At 37.4% G+C, this 20496-nt stretch carries 17 protein-coding genes; 4 read left to right on the forward strand and 13 right to left on the reverse strand.

Features of this window, described 5'->3' with window-relative positions; genetic code table 11:
* Nucleotides 1-6: 6 nt before the first annotated feature.
* The 5 genes from GFU89_RS14570 to GFU89_RS14590 all read right to left on the reverse strand — a co-directional run bounded on the left by GFU89_RS14570 (nucleotide 7) and on the right by GFU89_RS14590 (nucleotide 11144).
* Nucleotides 7-4800 carry an RHS repeat-associated core domain-containing protein gene (locus tag GFU89_RS14570; protein WP_318847821.1) on the reverse strand — a complete coding sequence of 1598 codons (4794 nt, stop codon included), beginning with the start codon at nucleotides 4798-4800 and terminating at the stop codon, nucleotides 7-9.
* A gap of 18 nt (nucleotides 4801-4818) precedes the next feature.
* Nucleotides 4819-6078: a hypothetical protein gene (locus tag GFU89_RS14575; protein ID WP_318847822.1), complete on the reverse strand. Its 1260-nt coding sequence runs from the start codon at nucleotides 6076-6078 to the stop codon at nucleotides 4819-4821.
* A gap of 6 nt (nucleotides 6079-6084) precedes the next feature.
* Nucleotides 6085-8247, reverse strand: coding sequence for a type VI secretion system Vgr family protein (locus GFU89_RS14580; RefSeq protein WP_318847823.1), 2163 nt, complete (start codon nucleotides 8245-8247; stop codon nucleotides 6085-6087).
* A gap of 556 nt (nucleotides 8248-8803) precedes the next feature.
* Nucleotides 8804-10570, reverse strand: a complete 1767-nt coding sequence (locus tag GFU89_RS14585) for a S41 family peptidase (RefSeq protein WP_318847824.1) — start codon at nucleotides 10568-10570, stop codon at nucleotides 8804-8806.
* Nucleotides 10571-10640: 70 nt separating this feature from the next.
* Nucleotides 10641-11144, reverse strand: a complete 504-nt coding sequence (locus GFU89_RS14590) for a DinB family protein (RefSeq protein WP_318847825.1) — start codon at nucleotides 11142-11144, stop codon at nucleotides 10641-10643.
* A gap of 168 nt (nucleotides 11145-11312) precedes the next feature.
* Here GFU89_RS14590 and GFU89_RS14595 point away from each other — a divergent pair, with 168 nt between their 5' ends.
* The 3 genes from GFU89_RS14595 to GFU89_RS14605 all read left to right on the forward strand — a co-directional run bounded on the left by GFU89_RS14595 (nucleotide 11313) and on the right by GFU89_RS14605 (nucleotide 13326).
* Nucleotides 11313-12449, forward strand: a complete 1137-nt coding sequence (locus GFU89_RS14595; RefSeq protein ID WP_318847826.1) for a tetratricopeptide repeat protein — start codon at nucleotides 11313-11315, stop codon at nucleotides 12447-12449.
* Between the two features lie 89 nt (nucleotides 12450-12538).
* Entirely contained in the window at nucleotides 12539-12874 is a 336-nt protein-coding gene (locus GFU89_RS14600) for a nuclear transport factor 2 family protein (RefSeq protein WP_318847827.1), read from the forward strand.
* A 110-nt stretch (nucleotides 12875-12984) separates the two neighbouring features.
* On the forward strand, nucleotides 12985-13326 hold the full coding sequence (locus GFU89_RS14605) for a YciI family protein (RefSeq protein ID WP_318847828.1): 342 nt from the start codon (nucleotides 12985-12987) through the stop codon (nucleotides 13324-13326).
* Nucleotides 13327-13356: 30 nt separating this feature from the next.
* Here GFU89_RS14605 and GFU89_RS14610 read toward each other — a convergent pair whose 3' ends face one another.
* From GFU89_RS14610 to GFU89_RS14625, 4 genes are read right to left on the reverse strand one after another with little or no spacing between them, the layout of a single operon-like run.
* On the reverse strand, nucleotides 13357-13920 hold the full coding sequence (locus tag GFU89_RS14610; protein ID WP_318847829.1) for a DUF6624 domain-containing protein: 564 nt from the start codon (nucleotides 13918-13920) through the stop codon (nucleotides 13357-13359).
* Nucleotides 13921-13978: 58 nt separating this feature from the next.
* On the reverse strand, nucleotides 13979-14533 hold the full coding sequence (locus tag GFU89_RS14615) for an AAA family ATPase (RefSeq protein WP_318847830.1): 555 nt from the start codon (nucleotides 14531-14533) through the stop codon (nucleotides 13979-13981).
* Between the two features lie 52 nt (nucleotides 14534-14585).
* Nucleotides 14586-15581, reverse strand: a complete 996-nt coding sequence (locus GFU89_RS14620) for an MsnO8 family LLM class oxidoreductase (protein WP_318847831.1) — start codon at nucleotides 15579-15581, stop codon at nucleotides 14586-14588.
* A gap of 51 nt (nucleotides 15582-15632) precedes the next feature.
* A complete protein-coding gene (locus GFU89_RS14625; RefSeq protein WP_047384292.1) occupies nucleotides 15633-15989 on the reverse strand; it encodes a winged helix-turn-helix transcriptional regulator in 357 nt (118 codons plus the stop codon).
* Nucleotides 15990-16098: 109 nt separating this feature from the next.
* On the opposite strand from GFU89_RS14625, the gene GFU89_RS14630 reads away from it, so the two are divergent.
* Nucleotides 16099-17241, forward strand: coding sequence for an MFS transporter (locus tag GFU89_RS14630; RefSeq protein WP_318847832.1), 1143 nt, complete (start codon nucleotides 16099-16101; stop codon nucleotides 17239-17241).
* A 52-nt stretch (nucleotides 17242-17293) separates the two neighbouring features.
* Here the strand turns inward: GFU89_RS14630 and GFU89_RS14635 are convergent, their stop codons facing one another.
* From GFU89_RS14635 to GFU89_RS14650, 4 genes are all read right to left on the reverse strand, one after another.
* Nucleotides 17294-17458 (reverse strand): bacteriocin-like protein, encoded by a 165-nt coding sequence (locus GFU89_RS14635; RefSeq protein WP_318847833.1) that lies wholly within the window; start codon nucleotides 17456-17458, stop codon nucleotides 17294-17296.
* Nucleotides 17459-17554: 96 nt separating this feature from the next.
* Nucleotides 17555-18190 carry an ATP-binding cassette domain-containing protein gene (locus GFU89_RS14640; protein WP_318847834.1) on the reverse strand — a complete coding sequence of 212 codons (636 nt, stop codon included), beginning with the start codon at nucleotides 18188-18190 and terminating at the stop codon, nucleotides 17555-17557.
* Entirely contained in the window at nucleotides 18177-19088 is a 912-nt protein-coding gene (locus tag GFU89_RS14645) for a hypothetical protein (RefSeq protein ID WP_318847835.1), read from the reverse strand. The genes GFU89_RS14640 and GFU89_RS14645 overlap by 14 nt, the downstream gene beginning before the upstream one ends.
* 53 nt (nucleotides 19089-19141) lie before the next feature.
* Nucleotides 19142-20443 carry an Ig-like domain-containing protein gene (locus GFU89_RS14650; RefSeq protein WP_318847836.1) on the reverse strand — a complete coding sequence of 434 codons (1302 nt, stop codon included), beginning with the start codon at nucleotides 20441-20443 and terminating at the stop codon, nucleotides 19142-19144.
* Nucleotides 20444-20496 lie beyond the last annotated feature (53 nt).

Below are 20496 nucleotides of genomic sequence, written 5' to 3' on the forward strand. Positions count from 1 at the left end.
ATCTTTTTATTTATATTTTGGTTGATATTTTCCTTCAGGAATATGATATTTTCCTCCTTCCTGACGGTTTTTGCTAAACTTACCCGTTGTAGCTTCTTCAAATTTAACATTATTATTATTCATGTGATGCTCACAATCAATACAAATTTTAGTGCTTGGCTCAATTTCTTTAATGCCTTTTTTAGCATTGATTAAGGCTTCTTCAGCGTGAACATTATCTGCTTTACTCTGAATCACAGTGACACCCATTTCTTTGGCCCAGTCTTTTATCTGCTTCGGCACATATTTCTTACTTGAAGAAACGTAATAGTTACCATTACCATCAGTACCCACAGCCGTTACACTAAATCCTTTAGCGTCGCCAAGGGTACTGTGCGCATCCTTAACCAATTCCTGCAAAAAGTTGACAGGATCGTTATGCAGACCAAAGATGTCAACCCAGCTGTTACTGTCGCTTACAAAGGCATACATAGTATCATTATTCCCCATTAATCCGATGGGGTCTTTTGATATATACGTTCCTGAAGAAGAATCATAATATCTCCATCTGTTATAATAAAGTCCTTCTAGTTCCTGATCTTCATATTGCCCAAGCTGCCGGAACGGAATGAAAAACGGATCTCCTTTCGTGTTTCTCAGATTTCCATATATATCAGACTCTGCACTCCAGATGAGCTCTCCATTATCATTATAAGATTGTACAGGTCTTCCCATATAATCTGAAATTATACTAAAGTGCTCTCCATTTACAATTTTTGCAGAAGGAACAAATACTCCTCTCTCGTATACCCACGTGATAAGATTCTTTACTGTTTCATCTTCAGATTCCAGTTTACCCTCATCATTGATGTGTGTTTTAGGGATTTCTTCTGTATCATAGCTCCATTCATGTAAAATAAGATTAGCATCCCATACAAAGCGGCTTACTCTATTCTCTGTAGTTTTTGAAATTCTTCTTCCCAGAGCATCATATTCAAAACTTATTTCTTTACCATTTGGGCGCTTAACTTTCGCCAGCATTCTGTTGGCATTCCATGAATAGGCCCAATCTCCAGATTCCCATTCCTGTTTTTGAACTTCTGTTGAAGGATCTTTATATAGGTCAGGTAAACTATTTCCATCAGGCAGTTTTGGGCTGTTCAGCCAATCTGAGGCAATGTTTTTATAGTAAGGATGAGTATCTTCGTGTTTTTCTGTATGTTCAGGTTTAATGTTATTGATGGGACGTTTACTTTTCAGCAGTAAGCAGCCTTCTTCATCATAATGATAAAACCAGTTTTTATCACGCATCAGCTTTCCTCCTTTATCATATATACGATCTGTCTGCTTTGCGCTTTCATACAAACAGCCTATTTCATCAGGATTTTTATACTGTATTTCTCCATTAGAGTATTCTGCAGCCACAAGACTTCCAAAAGCATCATAATCAAATCTTACCCTTCCGCCAGTTACTCTGTCCAGAATGTGTAACAAACGGCTTCCAACGCCCCAGTCATAATCTTTATGGAAAGTCGTATTTGTTTTATTGACTGTTATTTTCTGGCTTATTGGTATTCCAAGGTGATCAAATTCAAAAGTGCTTTCCACCCCTCCTGTCATTTCGCGGGAAAGCATCTGCCCGTTACGGCTCACTTCAAGATTCATCTGCCATGGAGTATTAGCATTCTGATGGGCAGCAGTTACTGTTTTCAGCTGATCAAGATCATTATAAGAATACCCGATTTCTGCTCCCAAACTACTCTTTAAACTGAGTAGATTCCCATGGTTGTCATATTCATATTGAATGGAATGCTCACCTTGCTGCTCGTTGGTAACCAATCCTAATTTATTTCTCTGAAAGGCAACGCTACTGTTTTCATTATCTGCCTTAATTAATAATCCTGAAGTATTATACTGATACGCTTCCCATGAACCATCAGGATAATGAGTCTGAGTGAGTCTTCCCGCCAGATCATATTCATAAAAAATATTTTTTCCGTGTGGGGTTCTGGTTTGGGTCACCAGCCCGTCTTTATCTCTTACAAAGAATTTTTTCAGACCATCAAAACCTGTTTCACCAATTATTTCACTGTTATTATTTCTTTCAAAAGAATAAGTTTCTCCTTTTTGGTTGGTAATGCTCATTAAGTTTTCATAAGCATCATATCCAAAAGCAAGTGTTTCCTCTTTTTTACTGGTAATAGCATTCCGGCGAACCTGCCGCTTCAGACTTCCCATTGGCGTATAGCTCATCAGCCATTCTGCACGCCCATCTGTAGCATAAACCGGAAGATCATATGCATCGTAACGAAGTTTTAATGGCAATTGTCCCTGTTCATTCACTTCTACTACTCTTCCCATTTTATCCCTGTTCCAAAGAATTCTGTTCAAAGGTTCCGGACTAAAGACCAGAAGTCTTCCATATTCATCATATTTCCAGTACTGCTCAACTCCAGTAGTATTGGTCAGTTGAATGAGCTGACCTCTCTTATTATACTCGTAATGTGTTGTAATATTTTCTCTTATACATTTTTCAGGAATTCCTTCGCCATCAGCATATTCATAATAAATACTATCTTCAGTGGGATCTGTATAACTTATCAGCTTCCCATCTTCATCATAGCTCCATGTTTCTGAAACCCCTGAAGGGGATAAACGGGCCAAAACCTGCCCGAACTCGTTGTATTGATAATGATATTCTTCGCCATCAAGACTATGGAAAATTTTAATATTTCCCATCTCATCATAGGTGTATCCCTGAACTTTTCCTTCCGGAGTTCCTATCATTTTCAATTCGTTGTGAGCGGTATAATCGTACCAGTACTCTCCACCTTCTCCATCTACTTTTTGGTAAACAAGAAAATTTTCATCATAATAATAACGCTCTGTTTTATTGTTCTGTTTAGGATATATTACCTCTGTAAAGCCTTCCTCCTCATTATAAAGAAGCCTACCTTCCATGTACCCGTCCACTCCTTTGGTATGAACTACTCTTCCTTCTGCATCATATTCCCACTGATAGCTCATTCCGTTTCTGTTGGTTCTTCGGACAACATGGTTTTCTCCATCATATTCAAAGACAATGGCTTTTTTGTGAATATCCCAGACATGAGTAAGATTCCCGTGATCATCATAATCATAGCGAACCTGAAGATCTCTCTGTTTTTTATAGCAGTAAAATACTTCTGTTACTTTCTTATGCTCTGGATGAACAGCCGTTTCTATACTAAATCCGCTCTTAACATCTTTGATTCTTTTCAAGACAATACTACGATCTTCATACTCATATTCCCGGATGGTTCCGTCACCATATTCAATGCGACTTACCTTATATATTGTACCTTCTGTAATATGGTGAAAACGTTTATAGGTATAGATATCAGTTCCTTTTCGGATCACCCAAATACTGCTGCTTGGCCTGTACTGCCATATTTTCTGATCTCTGAAATAAGTCATTTCTTCACCAATTTCGGGTGCGGGAATCAACATTGCAATATTTTCGTCAGGATGCATCCATCCGGCAAACTTATTGTCTTCTTCAGGAAGGATAAACAAATCATGATTATTAAAGACACCATTTCCCAAAGGTCCAAAATCATAAGGTCTGTCGCTATGCCATACATTTCTCCAGGTTAAAGGTGTACTCCCCTGAATGACAAAATCATCCCATTCAAAAACCATTGCCCCAGTTACGAAATTGACAGGCTCGAGTCCTAAATGACATAATTTCTTGGATAAGGCATTCGCAAACTTGAACTTATTGAATGGTGCTTTCTTGAGAACACTGTTATTGAGTTTCTTTAATCCATTCGCACCCAGTTTCCCTATTTTCTTGGTCAGGCTTCTCATTAAAAACATCCCTGCAAGACGCATCAGCATTTCTCCGGGTGTATAAACATGGGGAACAAAAGCTCCTCCCACCAATACAGGACCTCCCGTATTGATCTGGATATACATGCTTGAAAAATTATTATAGAAGGCAAAATAGGCCAATGGGTTTTTCTTTGGCTTATCCGGCATGGCAGGCAGCATAGTCATCCCGAAAGGGAATCCCATACAGGTAAGAACCTGTTGAGGCTGGTTTCCACTCATTTTACTTCCCTGCGCCAAAACAGTTTGTGAACCATAATAGACTTCTCCTTCGTGTGGTGCCTCCTGAGGAAAAGGTATCAGATACACCGGAATCAAGGATGTGATATGTTTAAACGGAATTACCACTCCCATTACACTTGTAGTAGTGGTTGCCTTGTGTCTTCCGTGAACGTATATAGAGCCTCCCATCGGAATACTTTCCGGCAGTGACGGCATCAGATTTCTTGCAAACTGTGGAATCGGAATAGTGATCGTAATGTAATCCATAATGTCAAAAACAATCCCGATAAAAGGATGTGGCAATGGCAGAGGAATTAACATAAATGAAGGTGGCGGCGGAATCAGCGTCCAGTGGATATCAATTGCCAGTACAATATCAAAATGCTTACTCGTATGCTGAATTGCAGTAGAAGGCATTGCCGGAGTATTCACTTTGATCAGTTTCACTTTACTTTCCGGAGCTGCTTTTTCGGCAGTCACAGCACTGCTTCCACCGCCTCCTTCACTACTTTTCCCAGGTTGTGCGCTGTCTCCTCCAGCTAAAGATTTAACCATAGAAACAGGGTTCAGGGAATCAACGTTATTTTTCATCCCGTTTTTCCACCCCTGTTTGGTTTTGTCCCAGCTAACCGAAGTAACGTCTGCGTTCACCTTCAGAGAGCGGTCCGGGTTCATATCCGGTTTTGCAACCTTTATGGGTTTTACTGTCTTTTTATTCAGATCTGCCATGATTCTTTTAATTTGAGATTACCCTGCTTTTGGCCTTTCTACACTTACCCTCCAGTCATCACCAAAATAAGTCTTCATTTCATTGTCCAGTAATGTTTTTTTATCATGATCACCTTCATATTTGAGAATCAGCATTGAGGCTACAAACCGCAGGCTGCTTTGTTCCCGTATTGAAGGGTCCATTAATTTTGCTATGTCGAGGCATTTCTCAAAATACCTTATCATTTTATCTTTTGTCAGTAGAGTATCATTCAATGTTCCAATGATTCTATAACATTCAATAGCCATCGCATATTCTCCTATCTTTTGTGCGGTTTCAGCAGCTTTTTCAAATATTTTTTCTGCTTTGGATTTTTTGGAATTTCCTAACAGATGGCTACCGTAGTTCATATACATCTGAACTTCCAGAGGCGAGTCAGGTTCTACTTCATCAAATATGGTTTGGTAAGTATCTTCTGCCCTGTCTTTTTTTTTGTTGGCTGTATATGCCTGGGTAAGCATAAAATAGGCAGAGATCTCTCCTTGTTTATTTTTTTGTTCTTTAGCCAGCTTCACTGCTGTTTTCAAGGCATGTTCCGCTTCATTGAATCTTTCTTTACTTAAATGATTACTCGCTATAAGAATCTGCTGCTGAAAATCTGTATCCGGGCTGTTTTTCTTCCGGTTAGTATGCGCTGCCGTATTCTGCATTAACTGATGAATATCTACTTCTACCCTGAAGCTGTGCGATGAAGAAATTCGTGATAGCGTTCTATAGGTATGATGCTCTGCCCAGACCAGTTTAATATCTTTGTTTTGTGTGATCTCACAGATCCTGCACCACTCTTTCACCCAGAGAGACAGCTCTTCAGTATCGCTTATTCTGAGTGGAGCAATGTAAAGGTAGATTTTGGAGTTCTTAATATTCGGGAAGTTTTTCTTTAATTCCAGCAAAGGATAAAATGCTTTATACGCATCAGTTTTAAAAGCCTGTTCCGGATCTTTTAAGTCCCATTGCGGAATATCTTCTTCACTTTTTTTCAACATTTCGTAGAACTCGGTCCATTCATCCAGTAAAGTCTGTCCGAACGAACTCATCCCGTTAAATTCCTGATAATGGAGTAAAAAAATATCATCTCCTTCTTCATCTTCGGAAAGTTTCGACTTGATAAATCCGTCAAAAAGATCGGTTTCATGTTTTTCTCCTATACAGATCAGCATAGGTTTTTCTTCGTTCTTTGAAACGACTTTCTGCCATTGTCTTTTTAATTTTACCAACTCCAAATCTACTGGATTCATCTGCTTTTAATTCAGTTTTACAGTTCCACTTACAATATTTGTTTCACTTCCGCCGCCTACATTTATTTTTCCTCCACTGCTGAGATTGGCTTCGGTATCTCCTCTCATAGAAAGGGTTTTGGTTCCGATATCCAGGGTATCCGATTTTATTCCGATTCCGGAAGTAGGATCACCATCTTCAGGACCTACTCCAACGCCGATACTTGTAGTTCCGCCAACTCCGATATTAACTCCTTGTACAAATATTTCTTTTCCTTTGATCTGAATATTTCCATCTTTATCCATATAAATAGAACTGCTTCCACAGCTCAGGGTAATGGAAATTTTACTGTCGATACTTATATTCCCTGCACCATCCAGAAAAACGGAATTCTGGTCTTTATCTCTTACCGTAATTCCTCCGGCATCATCCAGACTCATGGTATGTCCGCTTTTACTGCTTAAGCTTTTGATGTTATTTCCGGTTCCGCCGCCACCGCCAACTCCACCATGAAACATTCCTCCCATCACAAATGGACGGTCAGGATGCTGATGGGCAAAGTTGACCACTACCTGGTCGCCTTCTTCCGGAATAGCCATAAAGCCACGGTTTTTGCTTACTTTCTCGCTGCCACCGCCATCAGGAGTCATTACCCGGATATATTCTGTAGTGGTAGAGCCATTCTGCCAGTCAAACTGAACTTTTACTCTTCCTTGGTTCAAAGGGTCTGTATTAGAAATTACTTTGGCAAATTGTGCATCTGCTTTTGGTATATGAAACTCCGGACGGGGAATAAACCCTGTGTCAGAAGCTATTGCTTCAAATGTTCCGGTATAATATCCTCTTGCATCCACCTCATGATACATATCTATAATCATCAGTTTAGTGAAATAGGTGGTTTCACTGCTTTCTGCTTTCCGCATTTCAATATCAGCAATACAGCCAGGATACAGGAATGGTACTGTTGTAATCCCTGAAATAACAAATACCTCTGAGGCCTTACTTCCTGCTGTTCCTTTCTGGGAGTTTTCCACATCCATAAAAGACACTGCTTTTATCGGAGCTACCCTTAATGAAGGAGTGGTAAAAGTTTTTTCTGAAATTTCATAAGCTCTTTTAGCAATATCTGAAGTATGGGTGATTTTAGAATTTCCTGCTATTAATTTTTCATTTTTACTGCTGTTATATCCATAAAATGACGGATTTACGTGCTGCGCTTTCATTTTGATCTTTACATCACTCACACTGCTTCCGTAGGTAAGTTTTACAGGCTTTTCCTGGGGCGGAAGTTTCCCGAAATGAAGAACTTCACCATCATAATAAAATTGTTCTCCATATGCCTCTGCTATTCTTGCCAGATAGTTGTAATGGGTTTCTTCATATTGTGAGCTATAAGAAATGTTTCCGTGTGCGGCATCAACTCTGAAATCAAAGGAATTCTGTCCAAGCCCTTCTTTAATAACTTGATCTGCAATACTGTTCAGGCTGATTTCCTGCGCTCCGCCAAAACTCTGAATGTGAGGAGCTGCATCTAAAAGAACAGTGGGACTTGACCCTGTAAGAACAATATTCCCAAGGCTTCCTTTTTCCTGACTGAAACCTACTTCGGTAATCACTCCTACAAAGTTTCTTTCAGGACCGTCTTCAACGTCTTTGTATTTGAAAATCACTGTAATTCTTTTCCCTAAAAAGTTCTGAGCTTCTTCCAGATTATGGTTTTCTGAGCTTCCCAGAGTATCGTGAGCCAGCATAAGATCGAACTCATGGTGTTTTACAGCACTTTGTTTTAGCTGAAAATGTTTGAAATGTTTGATTACTTTTCCGTCAATTACAATTTCAAGCTTTATCACACGGTTGATTCCTGCTACCTGATTTCCAGGGATTGTATTGGCGTTATAGATACCGGAAGTAGGCTGTTTTGACCATACTTTGTCTTCTACCAATGTAGGTGGATTTGGCTGTTTAACCTGGTTCATAAACATTTGGGAACCGCTTTGAACCATTCCGGTGTAAGCCTGTGCCTGAACCATTTTTTCTGTAGCTTTTTTAATAGTCCCACTAGATTTCTCCTGTACTTTCTGGGCAGCTTTGCTTACTGCCTGATCTTTGAGAGTATCTTTTAGATTATTTACAGCTGGAATTTTATCTTTGGAAACAGGCATTTTTGATGAATGATCGTCCTGAAACATAGTTGTAATATTTTGATTGATTGGGTGTCAAATTTTTTAAGGCTAAAATCTACCTGAGCAAAAAGTTCAGATACATTTTCGTTATCCGTTTTCATTACAAGAATAAAATCCGGATAAGGAGATCAAAAACAGGGTATAGAATAATAAGTAAAAAGGTAAAGAAATTCTATCTACTTTACTCCCTGTTGAATTTTAAGGTTTTTCTTTAGTTTATCGTGATGATAGGCAAATTGTAATCATTATTATTTTTTTGTAATTAATTGGTGGTATTACAAAGATAAAACGCTAATCTCTATCCAAAAAATTTTCTATAGGTAATCTTAAATTTTGTAGTAGTTCTACGACTTTAGATTAATAATTCCAAAATAAATGATTAAAAAATAGAAATAAATAACTCTGTATCAAATGGATATTTAACAGTTTTTAATAAATAAAAACAAAAAATTTATCACTTAAAATAGAAATAATATAAAATAACACTAAAGTTCAACAACAAAAAACCAGCTGCAAATAATGAATTTACGGCTGGTCTTTATATTAAAAAATTAAATCGTTTTTACTGTTTTATCAATTCTGATACTTTTTTCATATAAACATCAGTCTGATCCAGAAATTCCTGATCGGTCTGCTGTATCTGAATATGAGGAATAATTCCCTGACCTCTTTTCTGGTCGGGAAGATTTTGAGCATCCTGAATAACATGCACAATAGAGAATCCGGTCTGGATTCCGGTATTGGGAAGTTCATATACCAACGGAAGATGGCCGTTATGTTCATAGTACCCTCCTACTGTTTCTTTTCCGATCACAATGGCATTGGTATAAGATTTTATCAGCGAGGCCAAATGTGAAGCAGCAGAAGCAACGCGCTGGTCGGCAAGCAGATAAAGCTGTCCTTTAAAAGTTCTGGCATTAGGCAAAATTGTAGGGTTTTTATCATCAGCCCAATAATATTTTCCCTGAACCCCCTTTGGATAAAGCTGTTTCAGATAGGCATTCAAACCATGTTTATCCTGTACTCCATTGGAAAGAAAAAGAGACGTTATGACCAGTTTCTCTTCCATAGGCACTTCATTAAAGTTGGTATAGGCATAATGGCTGTCACGGAAAGGTCTTGGTGCAAGGTAAGAGAATACTTTTTCATAAAGAGCTCCTGTACCTCCGGTATTTCCTCTGAGATCAATGATCAGACTTTCTATTTTTTCGCGTTCCAGGGTGTCCATCATCTGCTCAAGAAAAGCACTGAATTTTTTATAGGCAGGATCGTCTTTCCCGGTGGCAAAATCAAATCCTCTCAAGGACAAACGATAGATTCCATCTCCTTCTTTATTCAGGCTGTATTTTTCAGACAGCAGTTTTTTATCAAAGGCAAGCGAATGTCTTGAATCCTGAAGTTTTTTAAAGTTTTCCAATGATATTCCCTGCAGCGACACTTCTTTTACGGTTCCGTTCCATTTGTAGCTGATGACATAGTTTTTATGAGTTCCGAATTCGATATAAAATTTATCCAGCATTCCTCTTTCAAAACCTGCTGTTTCTTTGTAAGGAACTGAATATCCGTCAGAAAAATAATATTGAGAAAAGCGACTGATCATTTCTTTTGCAGAAACTCCGTTGATGGAAAGTATTTCAGCACCCAGAGGTAATTCATTGTCTTTTGAGTCCTGAAGAAGACGTCTGTCAATATTCTTTAAAGTAATAGGTAAATATTCCGGTTTCTGTGTGAGATAATAAGAGGCATGATTGGGAAGATCTGTATAGTTATGACAGCTTCCTTCAAATCCGGTAACCTTTGCAATTACTTTATAAAAATCAAAAATATTTTTGCTGTTTCTGGCTTCTTCCTCAGCCTGTTGGTAAATACTGTCAATTTGCTTTCTTGTTCTATACACATACAGTCCGGAGTTTGCTTTTTCTCTGATAGAACGGAATGTATGAAGATCTTCTAACAATTGATCAGAAGTAAACTGACCATTCAGAACTGATACCTTTTTGGATTCTGTAATGGAAACTTTGGCCGTTTTACTTTTTTCAACATAAGATTTGGCCCAGATTTTAAGTTCATATTTTTTTCCTTTTTCCGGGGTAAAATAGAAGCGTTCAACGCTCTTTATCCCTCTGGAATCATCCTGTTCTTTTACCTTTTTCCCATCTGTAAACAGGGCAACTCCAAGATTGGCATCTGCGGACTGTACCGAAATCCAGGAAGCTTTATGAGATTGGGGAGAATATTTTAGAGTATCTCCCGGTTTCAGCTCTGAATGGGTCTGTGCATAGGCATTGTTTAGAAATAATAAAAGAGGAATGATGAAAGGTCTGGTCATTATTATTTTTTGAATAGGCTAATATACAAATTAACCCCAACGGATTGAAACTCTTCAAAATCCGTTTAACTTATAGTTTCACACTCAGCTCCTGAACTTCTTCGGCAGAAAACCCGTAGATCTGTGGCGTTTTTACATCCAGAAGATTCAGATAGATGTATAATTCTGCTCTGTGATGAATCTCGTGTTCTATCATCGCGCGGAGCCATTTCCATACGGAGATTTCATTATTGGCTGGAGTTAAACATTTACGTGTAAGATCTTCATCAGAAAGACCATTGATAATTTCCAACGTTTGTTTGTGCATTTCATTGAAAAACTTCATGGTATTTTCATAGCCATCAGCCAGTTCTTTTCCACATCCCGGATAAGCACTTTTCTTTCCTGTAATGGTTTCTCCATACATATAGCGTTCTATAGTGGCAATATGTCTTATCTGATCACCAATAGTAAATTTTCCGGGCTTATAGGTAAAATCTATATGCTCAGGAGGAACAACTGCAATAATTCTGTTGGTTCTTTCTCTTATTTTTTCATAATAATCAATGAATGATTGTACTGTTTTTATTTCCATATCTATTGGGACTTGTCTGATCTGTTTGGTAGGATGAATGTAAGAAATCTAATGAGAGAAATTTTTGATTTTATTATAAATTATTCATAAAAATTAAAAAAACACCCAATAAGTGTGTGTGAAATTTGGCTGCTTATTAAATATCCAATATTTTAGTTAAAAATAACCATGATGAAAATAGGAATTTGCTTGTGCATCATTCTATTAGGCTTTAACAATATCACTGCCCAGTCAGCAAAAATTGACACTGAAAAGCTTCTTGAATATTATGAGACACAGCGTTATGCCGATGCTTCAAAATATCTTCAAAGCATATATCCCGGAGATACACAGGATATAAAAGCTCTTTCGCAAATAGCTTACTGTAATATGATGGCAGGAAAACTTCCGGAAGCAGAAAAAAATTATCTAAAAATCAACACCATACAACCGAATAGCCTGCCTACTCTATTTAGTCTGGCAAGCATCAATTCCAGACGTGGCAATGCAACCAATGCCAAGACCTATCTTCAACAAATTATTCAACTGGACAGTCTCAATTTTAATGCTTATAAGCAACTCGCAGCCTATGCAGACACTCCTGAGTCCAAACTCAATTATTTAAAAAAAGCTAACTCTCTGAATGCTACGGATCCCGATTTAGCTTATGATCTTTCTCTCACCTACAGTGGTTTGAAACAATACCAGCTGGCGTATGATGTTTTGAAAACAGCCATTGCTTCTGACCCTGAAAATTTCACTTTACAACAGGCGTTATTACCTGTAGCCAATCAACTCGCCCAATATCCGGAAGTAATTGAAATTGGTGAAAAGCTCCTGAAAAACCATGCTGATGTGAATGTAATAAATGATATGGGACAAGCTTATTTTTATGTAAAAGACTATCAGAAATGCATCAGCCTTTATAAAGTACTGGAAGATATGGGAGTGCAAAACGAAGGCACATTATATTTTATGGCTTTAAGCTATCGTGAACTGAAAGATTATAACAATGCTTCCATCTATGCACAAAAGACTATTGATGAAGCTATTTCAGATCATACCACTCTTTATTATGCAGCACTGGCGGGCATTTTTGAATCCAAAAATCAGTATAATGAGGCGCTAACAGCTTATAAAAGGGGATTAACCTTTGGCAGCAGTAATATTATTTATTACCGCTTAGGTCTTCTTTATGACCTGAATCTGAAACAGCCTAAAAATGCAGCCATCTACTATCAGATGTATCTTAAAAACCATCCGGATCAGGAAAAGGAAAAAGATCAGATTGCGTATGCCAAGGGCAGGATTCCTGTTTTAAAATAATAGAAAATCCGAGTCATTTTGTGATTATAGTCACAGGTGAAGCATCCAGAGAACGGCTAATTTTGTACTCAACAATAAAAATAATATTTATGGACAATACAACCCAAAATGTGGCGGAACAGTTTATTCAATATTTAAATGAAGAAAATTTTGATAAGGCAGAAAGCTGTCTTGATCCTGATTTTAAATTTATCGGAGTATTGGGAAAAAGGGATAATGCTTCGGTTTACATCAAAGATATGAAGCAGATGAAGTTTAAGTATAAGATTCTTAAGGCTTTTACATCTGGCGAAGATATATGTTTCTGGTATACTATTGACATGGGAGAGCAAGCGATAGAAGCTTCCGGATGGTACCAGATCAAAGATGGAAAGATTCATTCATTAAAAGTTTTGTTTGACCCAAGACCTTTATTGGATAAATAAAAAATGCTGAATATTACATTTAAGCAAAACAAAAGGGAAGATTTAAAATTAAATTAAATCGCTGTCCCCATTCTTATGACTTAATCGTCATTTAAATAAAGAATCTGATTATGAAAGAATTTGCATTAATCTTCAGACTGAAAGATATTTCTGATTTTAAGCCTTCCCCGGAACAGATTCAGGAACGCCTGAGTTGGCTGGGAAGCATCGCTGCTCAAAACAAACTTGTGGATAAGGGAAATACTCTTTTGCCCGCACCGGGAACTGCAAAAACGGTAAAACCGGATCATATTGTAACAGATGGTCCTTACACAGAAATTAAGGAATTCATCAGCGGATATATTATTGTACGGGCAGAATCTATTGATGAAGCTGTAGAAATGGCTAAAGGAAATCCTATCTTTAAAATTGGGGGAAATATTGAAGTGCGTGAAATTTTAAAGGTTAATTAAATGGAAAGTAATGGATTTAGGTTTTTCAATTTAAATCCAGCCTACTTTTTTTCTCCAAACTGTATATTCAACATTTTTATCATCTATTTCCGGAATGTCTTCAGGTTCCGGAATTTTGTTGATTTCTGCCAATGCTAACGGCGGAAGGTTTACTTTTTCACGTTCTTGGTTTAAGGTTTCTTTGTTTTCTACAGGATACACCATTCCATCAGCGGTAAGCTGTGTTCCATATCTTTGAGGTTTGCTTTGAAAGAACTGAATCCGGTCGTATAAATAAGCTTTATGTATCGGACTAATATCACTGCTGTTTTCCTCCATCATGGTACAGCATTCTTTCATAAACTGAGGCTCACTAATAGCGTGCTGGATAATCAGCCATGCAGCATTGCTTCCCTTTTCACCGACTTTTGAGAGGGTTGGAAATCCTATTTCTGCTATAATTTCCCGAAGCCGATGGGCATTAGCTTTATGAATATTTTCCATCTCGGGATGGTAACCTCCGGATAGTTTTCCGGCAGCGAGCAGATCTCCTCTTACAGTCAGATCTTTCTCAGCAAGTTCGATCAGTTCTTTTTCAAATGGGAATTTGTCCATATTATAGTGATAATTGATTGGTGATATAGGATAATCCTCAGCTGTGCTTATTTTAGTTTTATATCAAAATTCTGTCAAGGATAAACGCAGCTCTCTTTTCTACAGTAACTTTCGGTACTTCAATGACAGTAAAGCCATATTCCTGATAAATTTCTTTCATACATTCAAAAGTAAGGCCCGCTTTTTCAATGGTTTGTTTTCTTTCCGGATCATTTTCATAAATCTCTTTCCATGGGGGAAGAATAAAAACATGGTTATTATAAACCATTTCTCTGGCTTTTGTTATCATTACTTCCGGAACAGGAATATTTTCAAGCCTCATATACCCCAGCGTGTCCCATATTCCACGGTCAAAGAAAACGGGTTTCAAATGGGTGGATTGATTGAGTTTCAGATAAGTTTTCACAGATTCTTCAAACATCAGACTGGCAAAAAGCTCTTTGTTAAGCCATGGAAGTCCTTCTCCACCAGACTCCATCTGTTCTTTTATAATTCTCCTGCCTTCCTCTGGAACTGTTGTCAATCCGTATTTGTTTAATTCATCCAACAGCGTTGTTTTTCCAGCTCCCGGACCGCCTGTAATGATATATAATTTTGAAATATCCTGCTTCATTGGTTTGAATTATTTTAAAATACAGCCCGAAACCTCAGATTTCCTGCAGGGCTTACTTGTTATTTTTAATGATACTTTTATAGGTATAAATACGATTTTCTTCCTGGTACATATTACATAATATCAAGAGATTATCCGTATTGTATTTTTCTGAAACCTGTTGTAATTTCTGCCCTACAGACTGTGGTGTTTCTATGATAATTCTTTCTAAAAAGGTGAAAAACTCATCTTCATCTTTAGTTCCCAAAACCTTTTGCTCTACGGCTTCAGGAGGAAGAACAACATTGGGACTAACTAATTGACGGGATTGTAAAAACTGGTAGGCCATTCCATAAGCATTCCGTCTGGCTTCTTCAATAGTAGCTGCTACTGATACAGCAACTACCACCTGCAAAGAAGGCTGGGAAAAATATTGAGTGCCATCAAATTCTTTAAGATAAGCTTCTGTATTTTCCATTCCGTTCTCACTGTTCATAAAAGCAGCGAAGGAATATCCTGTCCCATGTTTAGCAGCTTCTTTTGCTGAAGTCATTCCTGATCCCAGCCACATGATTTCAGGAATATGCTGTAAATGGGTAGGCTGCGCAATAAGTCCTTCATAAATTCCTTCTTCATCACGGATCAATTGAATAATCTCTTCCAGTTTCGTTTCCATGTTTGATAAAACTACCGGTTTATGATTATTAAGTGCCATGACAGCATCTTTCAAACCTCCGGGAGCTTTTCCCAATCCGAGAATAAAACGTTCAGGATATAGGGTAGACAGCATTTTTGCCCATTCCGCAATTTTATAGGCAGAATAGTTTCGCATCATAATTCCGGCTGTCCCTATTTTGATACGGTGGGTTTTACTGAGTATAATTGCTGCTAAAAGTTCAGGACTGGAGCTGCCATAGGCTTCTACTCCATGATGTTCGGAATACATGATGCTGTGAAAGCCTGTTTCTTCAGCCAGTAAAGCAAGATTGACACTGTTCTCCAGTGCAGAGGCTGCATTGCTGCCCATTGTTACAGGAGACTGGTCTAAGATCCCTAATTTCAGCTTCATACTACAGAATAAATTTTAGGTGAAGGTATGAAAAAAGGGAATATACTCTTCTTATTCTTTAGGCGGAAAAACAATTCCTTCATCTTTGATCAGGTCGTAGCCAAACTGCATAATGGTTTCAATAACCGGAATGGCTTTTTTTCCTTTCTCTGTAAGACTGTACTCCACTTTCGGCGGAACTACGGGAAATACTTCACGATGGATCATATCTTTGGCTTCCAGTTCGCGCAGCTGGCTGGTCAGCATTTTGTCTGTGATATGAGGAATATCTTTTTTAAGTTCACTGAAACGGAGGGGTTTCTCCTGTAGTCTCCACAAAATAGGCATTTTCCAGGTTCCTCCAATATGGCTTAATGCAAATTCAATTGGAGTATAGTAGAGTCTTTTATCGTGGAAAAATTGAGGCATAATAATCGTTTTTTTATTTACACTTTCAAAAAGGCAAGTATAGAACTAAAAGGTAAGTATATAGTTTTCCGATAGTCTATTCTGCAAATTTGCAAAAAAAATAATGAAAATGAACAGAAATCTTTATGTACTGGCACTTGGTGTTTTCGGAATCACAACCACAGAATTTGGAGTTATTGGTGTATTGCCTGAAATAGCTTCAGCGTTCCGGGTTTCCATTGAAAAAGCGGGATGGCTGCTGAGTGCTTTTGCGTTGATTGTTGCTGTTTTCGGTCCTTTTATGCTGCTGGCACTGTCTTCTTTCAAAAGAAAAAGTCTGCTCATTTTTTCGTTGTTAATTTTTGTGACAGCGAATGTTCTTTCTGCATATATCACTCATTTTTATCTGATGCTTGCTGTCAGAATGATTCCTGCATTTTTCCATCCGGTTTACTGGTCAATTGCTTTATCCGCAGCCGGAGAAACGTCAGACCCTAAAGAAAAGTCAAAGGCCGTAAGCATTATTTTTTCGGGACTTACCCTGGCTACTGTGCTGGGTGTTCCATTGGCTGCTTTGATGTCTGATCTGCTTTCCTGGCAGTCTTCTTTTTTACTTACTGCTTTTATTAATGCGGTCGCTCTGGCAGGTGTGTGGGTCTATTTACCGCCTATTCAGAGTAAAACCGGGGCTTCAACAGGATTTCCGGGTCAGATATTTCTTAATAAACACTTGTGGATCGGGCTTTTCCTTGCATTTTTTACTATTGCTGCCATGTATTCTACTTACGGTTATATGGCTGATTTTTTAAAGAATATAACGCAGATGAATGGAAAACAGATCAGCCTGATGCTTTTCTTATTTGGGATGGTAGGAATTATTGGGAATAAAACTGCAGGAAAATATATGAGTAGATTCCCGTTTCAGACAACCCTTTTATTTTTGATCGTATTATCCGGCATCCATCTGTTGATCTGGTATTACGGAAACCATTTTGCCCCTATGATCTGGATTGTTGGATGCTGGGGACTGGTTCATTCCGGAGGATTTCTGATCAGTAATATCAATGTGACCTCTTCTTCAGATTCTTCTGAGTTTATCAATAGTATTTTTACTTCTTGTGGGAATTTCGCTGTAACAGCGGGTACACTTTTCGGAGGGTTCTGGATTGCTCATTACGGCATCGAAAATATAGTGTGGTCAAGCATTATAGGATTGATTCTGGCTCTCATCATGTTACTTATCAAAAGAAAATATTCAGAGACTAAGCTTTAATACTGAAAAAATAAAACCTTCCGATGTTCGGAAGGTTTGTTTATAAGAATCTTTATGCACATCTGAGGTCACCACAGCCTCCGCCGCCACCGTTTCCATTTTTATAATAACATACTGATGTAGGGCAGCCACATGCAATACATTCACTTTCTGCAGCCGGACGACCTCCAGTGATTGACTTTAAATTCTGTCTTTCGATTTTCTTTAAATTTTTCATAATAAATAAGTTATTAGTTTGAAAACCTAATTTAATAAAAAAATCATTGAAGATACTTACTCGTGAATGTTAAATAGTATTAAATTAAAATCCTGTCTAGAATTTAAGTGCATTCAATTGGCTGAATTCCTCCTTTTCATAGATCTTTTCAATATTTCCATTTTGCAGAAAAGCAATTTTGTCACAGGTATGAAAAAGAGTTTCAATAATATGGGAGCTTACAATGACTATTTTGTTTTCGGATTTCAGCTGTCTGATAATATCATAAAGGATGTGAACTCCTTCAAAATCTACCCCATTGAAGGGTTCATCCAGGATATTAATAGGTTTATCCAGCATCAGCATTCCGATAAGAGCCAGTTTTTTCTTCATTCCGCTGGAATAGTACTGTACATATTTTTTCATCGGAAGATTAAATTTCTCAATAATTTCCTTGATGTCAACTTCTTTTTTTGAAGTAAAATAAGCAAGATATTCTTCTCCCGTAATGTAAGGGTAAAAATAGTTTTCGGTTTCCAGATAAGAAATCATTTCACGCTTCAACCGTTCGTTCTTCCAGATAATATCTCCGGAGAATGGAATACTTTGATACAGAGACTCGAATAAAGTGGTCTTTCCTGCTCCATTTCTCCCAAGCAGTCCCAATATGCAGCCTTCTTCAATGGATAGGTTCAGATGGTTTAAAACATTCTGATTATTAAAATGAACATGTATATTTTTAATCTCCAACATAAGTTCTGATATTTTGAGATGCTTCTTTAATATTATTTTTCAACAGGAATACCGCCGGAATAATGATGATACTGCATATGATATACTCAATAAAAACACCTATCGTATAGTAATTGCTCTTTTCTTTATGATGATAATTCTTATATTTTCGGGTCAGAATCAGCATAAAATACAGGTTCATAAAGGCAAAATAATAAAGTATGTATAAACTTTCAGCAGGGTTCAGAATCAGGAACAGACAGTATGTTGGCAGCAGTATAGCATTGAAAAGCAGAGAATTTCTTCTGAGTTTCTCTTTTAAAGTATATTTTTTGAAATACATTTCCAGCATTTCTTTATTTTCATTAGGCTCGTAAAGATGTGAGATATAATCCAATGCAAAAACTCCCGCAAGAATAAGAGTCACAAGATGATAAGCTGAGCACCATAGAATGACGAATCCCAGAACTGCCAGCAAAGTGTTTTTTCTCAGAAAGCTCTTCCATTCAAACAAATCATCAGGAATAAAGTTCCACTGAAATGTCATCAAGGGTTGGGTTCTTGGAGTGATAAAAGCCAGTAAGACAAACATCGGCAGTGAAAGTAATGCGGTTTTCTCAAATGTATAATGAATATTTCCGCATAGCAAAATACTGTAAATGAATACCGCTTCCAGTACAATGATCCACCGCCAGCTTTTGACAAAGACTTTTTTAAGGAAAGGAATGTCCTTTCTTTCATAGTGAAACAGTAATACCAGTATAAAAAATAAAGGTGGATAATAGAAACTTTCGGGCATCTTCATGGCCATCAGAACGCCCAGAATAATCAGAACAGGTACACCCGCTCTCGGATTCAGGTTTAGCAGCCTGAAACTTTGATAAAATCTGAATTTTAAATGGTTAAATAATTTATCCAAGGTTTTACAGTTATCTTTTAATCCTCTATTTTAATTTAAAGGTAAATATTTTACTATTTATCACTTGTTTTAAATTTCACCAAAAGCGTTTCATCTCTCAGGGGATAGCCGTCTTTAGAAGCAAAACTTTTGTTCGTCAGTACAAATTCATACTCCTTCCCCGGTTTCAGATCTGCTGAAAGAACCAATGTTCTGTCATTATTTTCCATTCCTATTATTTGGGTAATTGGAAAATACTCTTTTCCTTTATCGGAAAGATTAATGGAATAGCTTTGGGGAACCATTTCTTTTGAAAAGGTAATTCTTATTTCTTTGGTATCAGCACTTACTTGTACGGAACCGTTTACAGGTTCTGTTTTTACAACATAGGGTAAATTTTTATCATATTCTTTGATCAGCTTTTGCTTATCAATTTTTTCTTTGAAAAATTTTGATTTGGTGAGAAAATTTTCAACAGCTTTATCATTATCGTAATTCAGTTCAATAATATCTTTTACCGCCTGTTTTTTATCTTTTGCGTTCTGGTAGTAGGATTTAGAGATCTCATACCCTACATAATATCCCAGATCGGCACTTTCTCCTTTTTTTCTCCCGTTATACAGCCAGTTTGCAAAATTACCGGTAAACATTTCTTTTTTAAACAAATCCTTCACCTCAGCGGCATGTGCTGTTCCATAAGACAGGTATTTTCTTTCTAAAGGTTTATTCATGACCAGTTCAGCAATCAGATCGCATACTCCTTCTTTGATAGATTGGCTTAGAACTCTTCTACGGTCTCCAATCTGCTGGGTATGGATATATTCATGAACATTTAAAGAGACAATATTATCCAGAGACTGCATTGCAAAAACACCCTTCAGCCAATCATCCTGAAACTCTGAAACATCTGTAGATGACAGTCCGGTAGCAAGCTCAGCACCTACCAATACCTTATTTCCACTTACTGTTCCTCCGGAATTAAGTCCGCCTATCGTAAAATACATCTCAGCTTCTTTAAGTTTGGGATAAAGTTCCTTCAGCCTGACAACGCTGGCTTCCAGTTCATTTGTTTTGGTTTTTATCGCCAGGGTATTAGGTCTGATAGAATTCCAGAACTTAGGGTACTTATCAATGAGGTTTACAAATACAGTATCATTATAATCTCTGGCTTTCATAAAGGCTTTTAAGCCTTCTGTTCCTTTGTCTGTATACAGTTTTTTTATCAAATCCAGTTTTTGGGTATGATCATTTGTCTTTTGAATGCTGTCATAAGCCACCCAAAAATTGTCAATATCTGAAGTAAAAATTTTAGTTGATTTCTGTGAAAAAGCACTTGCAAATACAAGTGAAAAAATGATTGTAGTGAAACTTTTCATGGTTCTTTTTAATATCACAATGATACACACAATTATTATATTTCACAACAATC

It is taken from the genome of Chryseobacterium sp. JV558 (genome assembly GCF_033712365.1).
Lineage (GTDB): Bacteria > Bacteroidota > Bacteroidia > Flavobacteriales > Weeksellaceae > Chryseobacterium.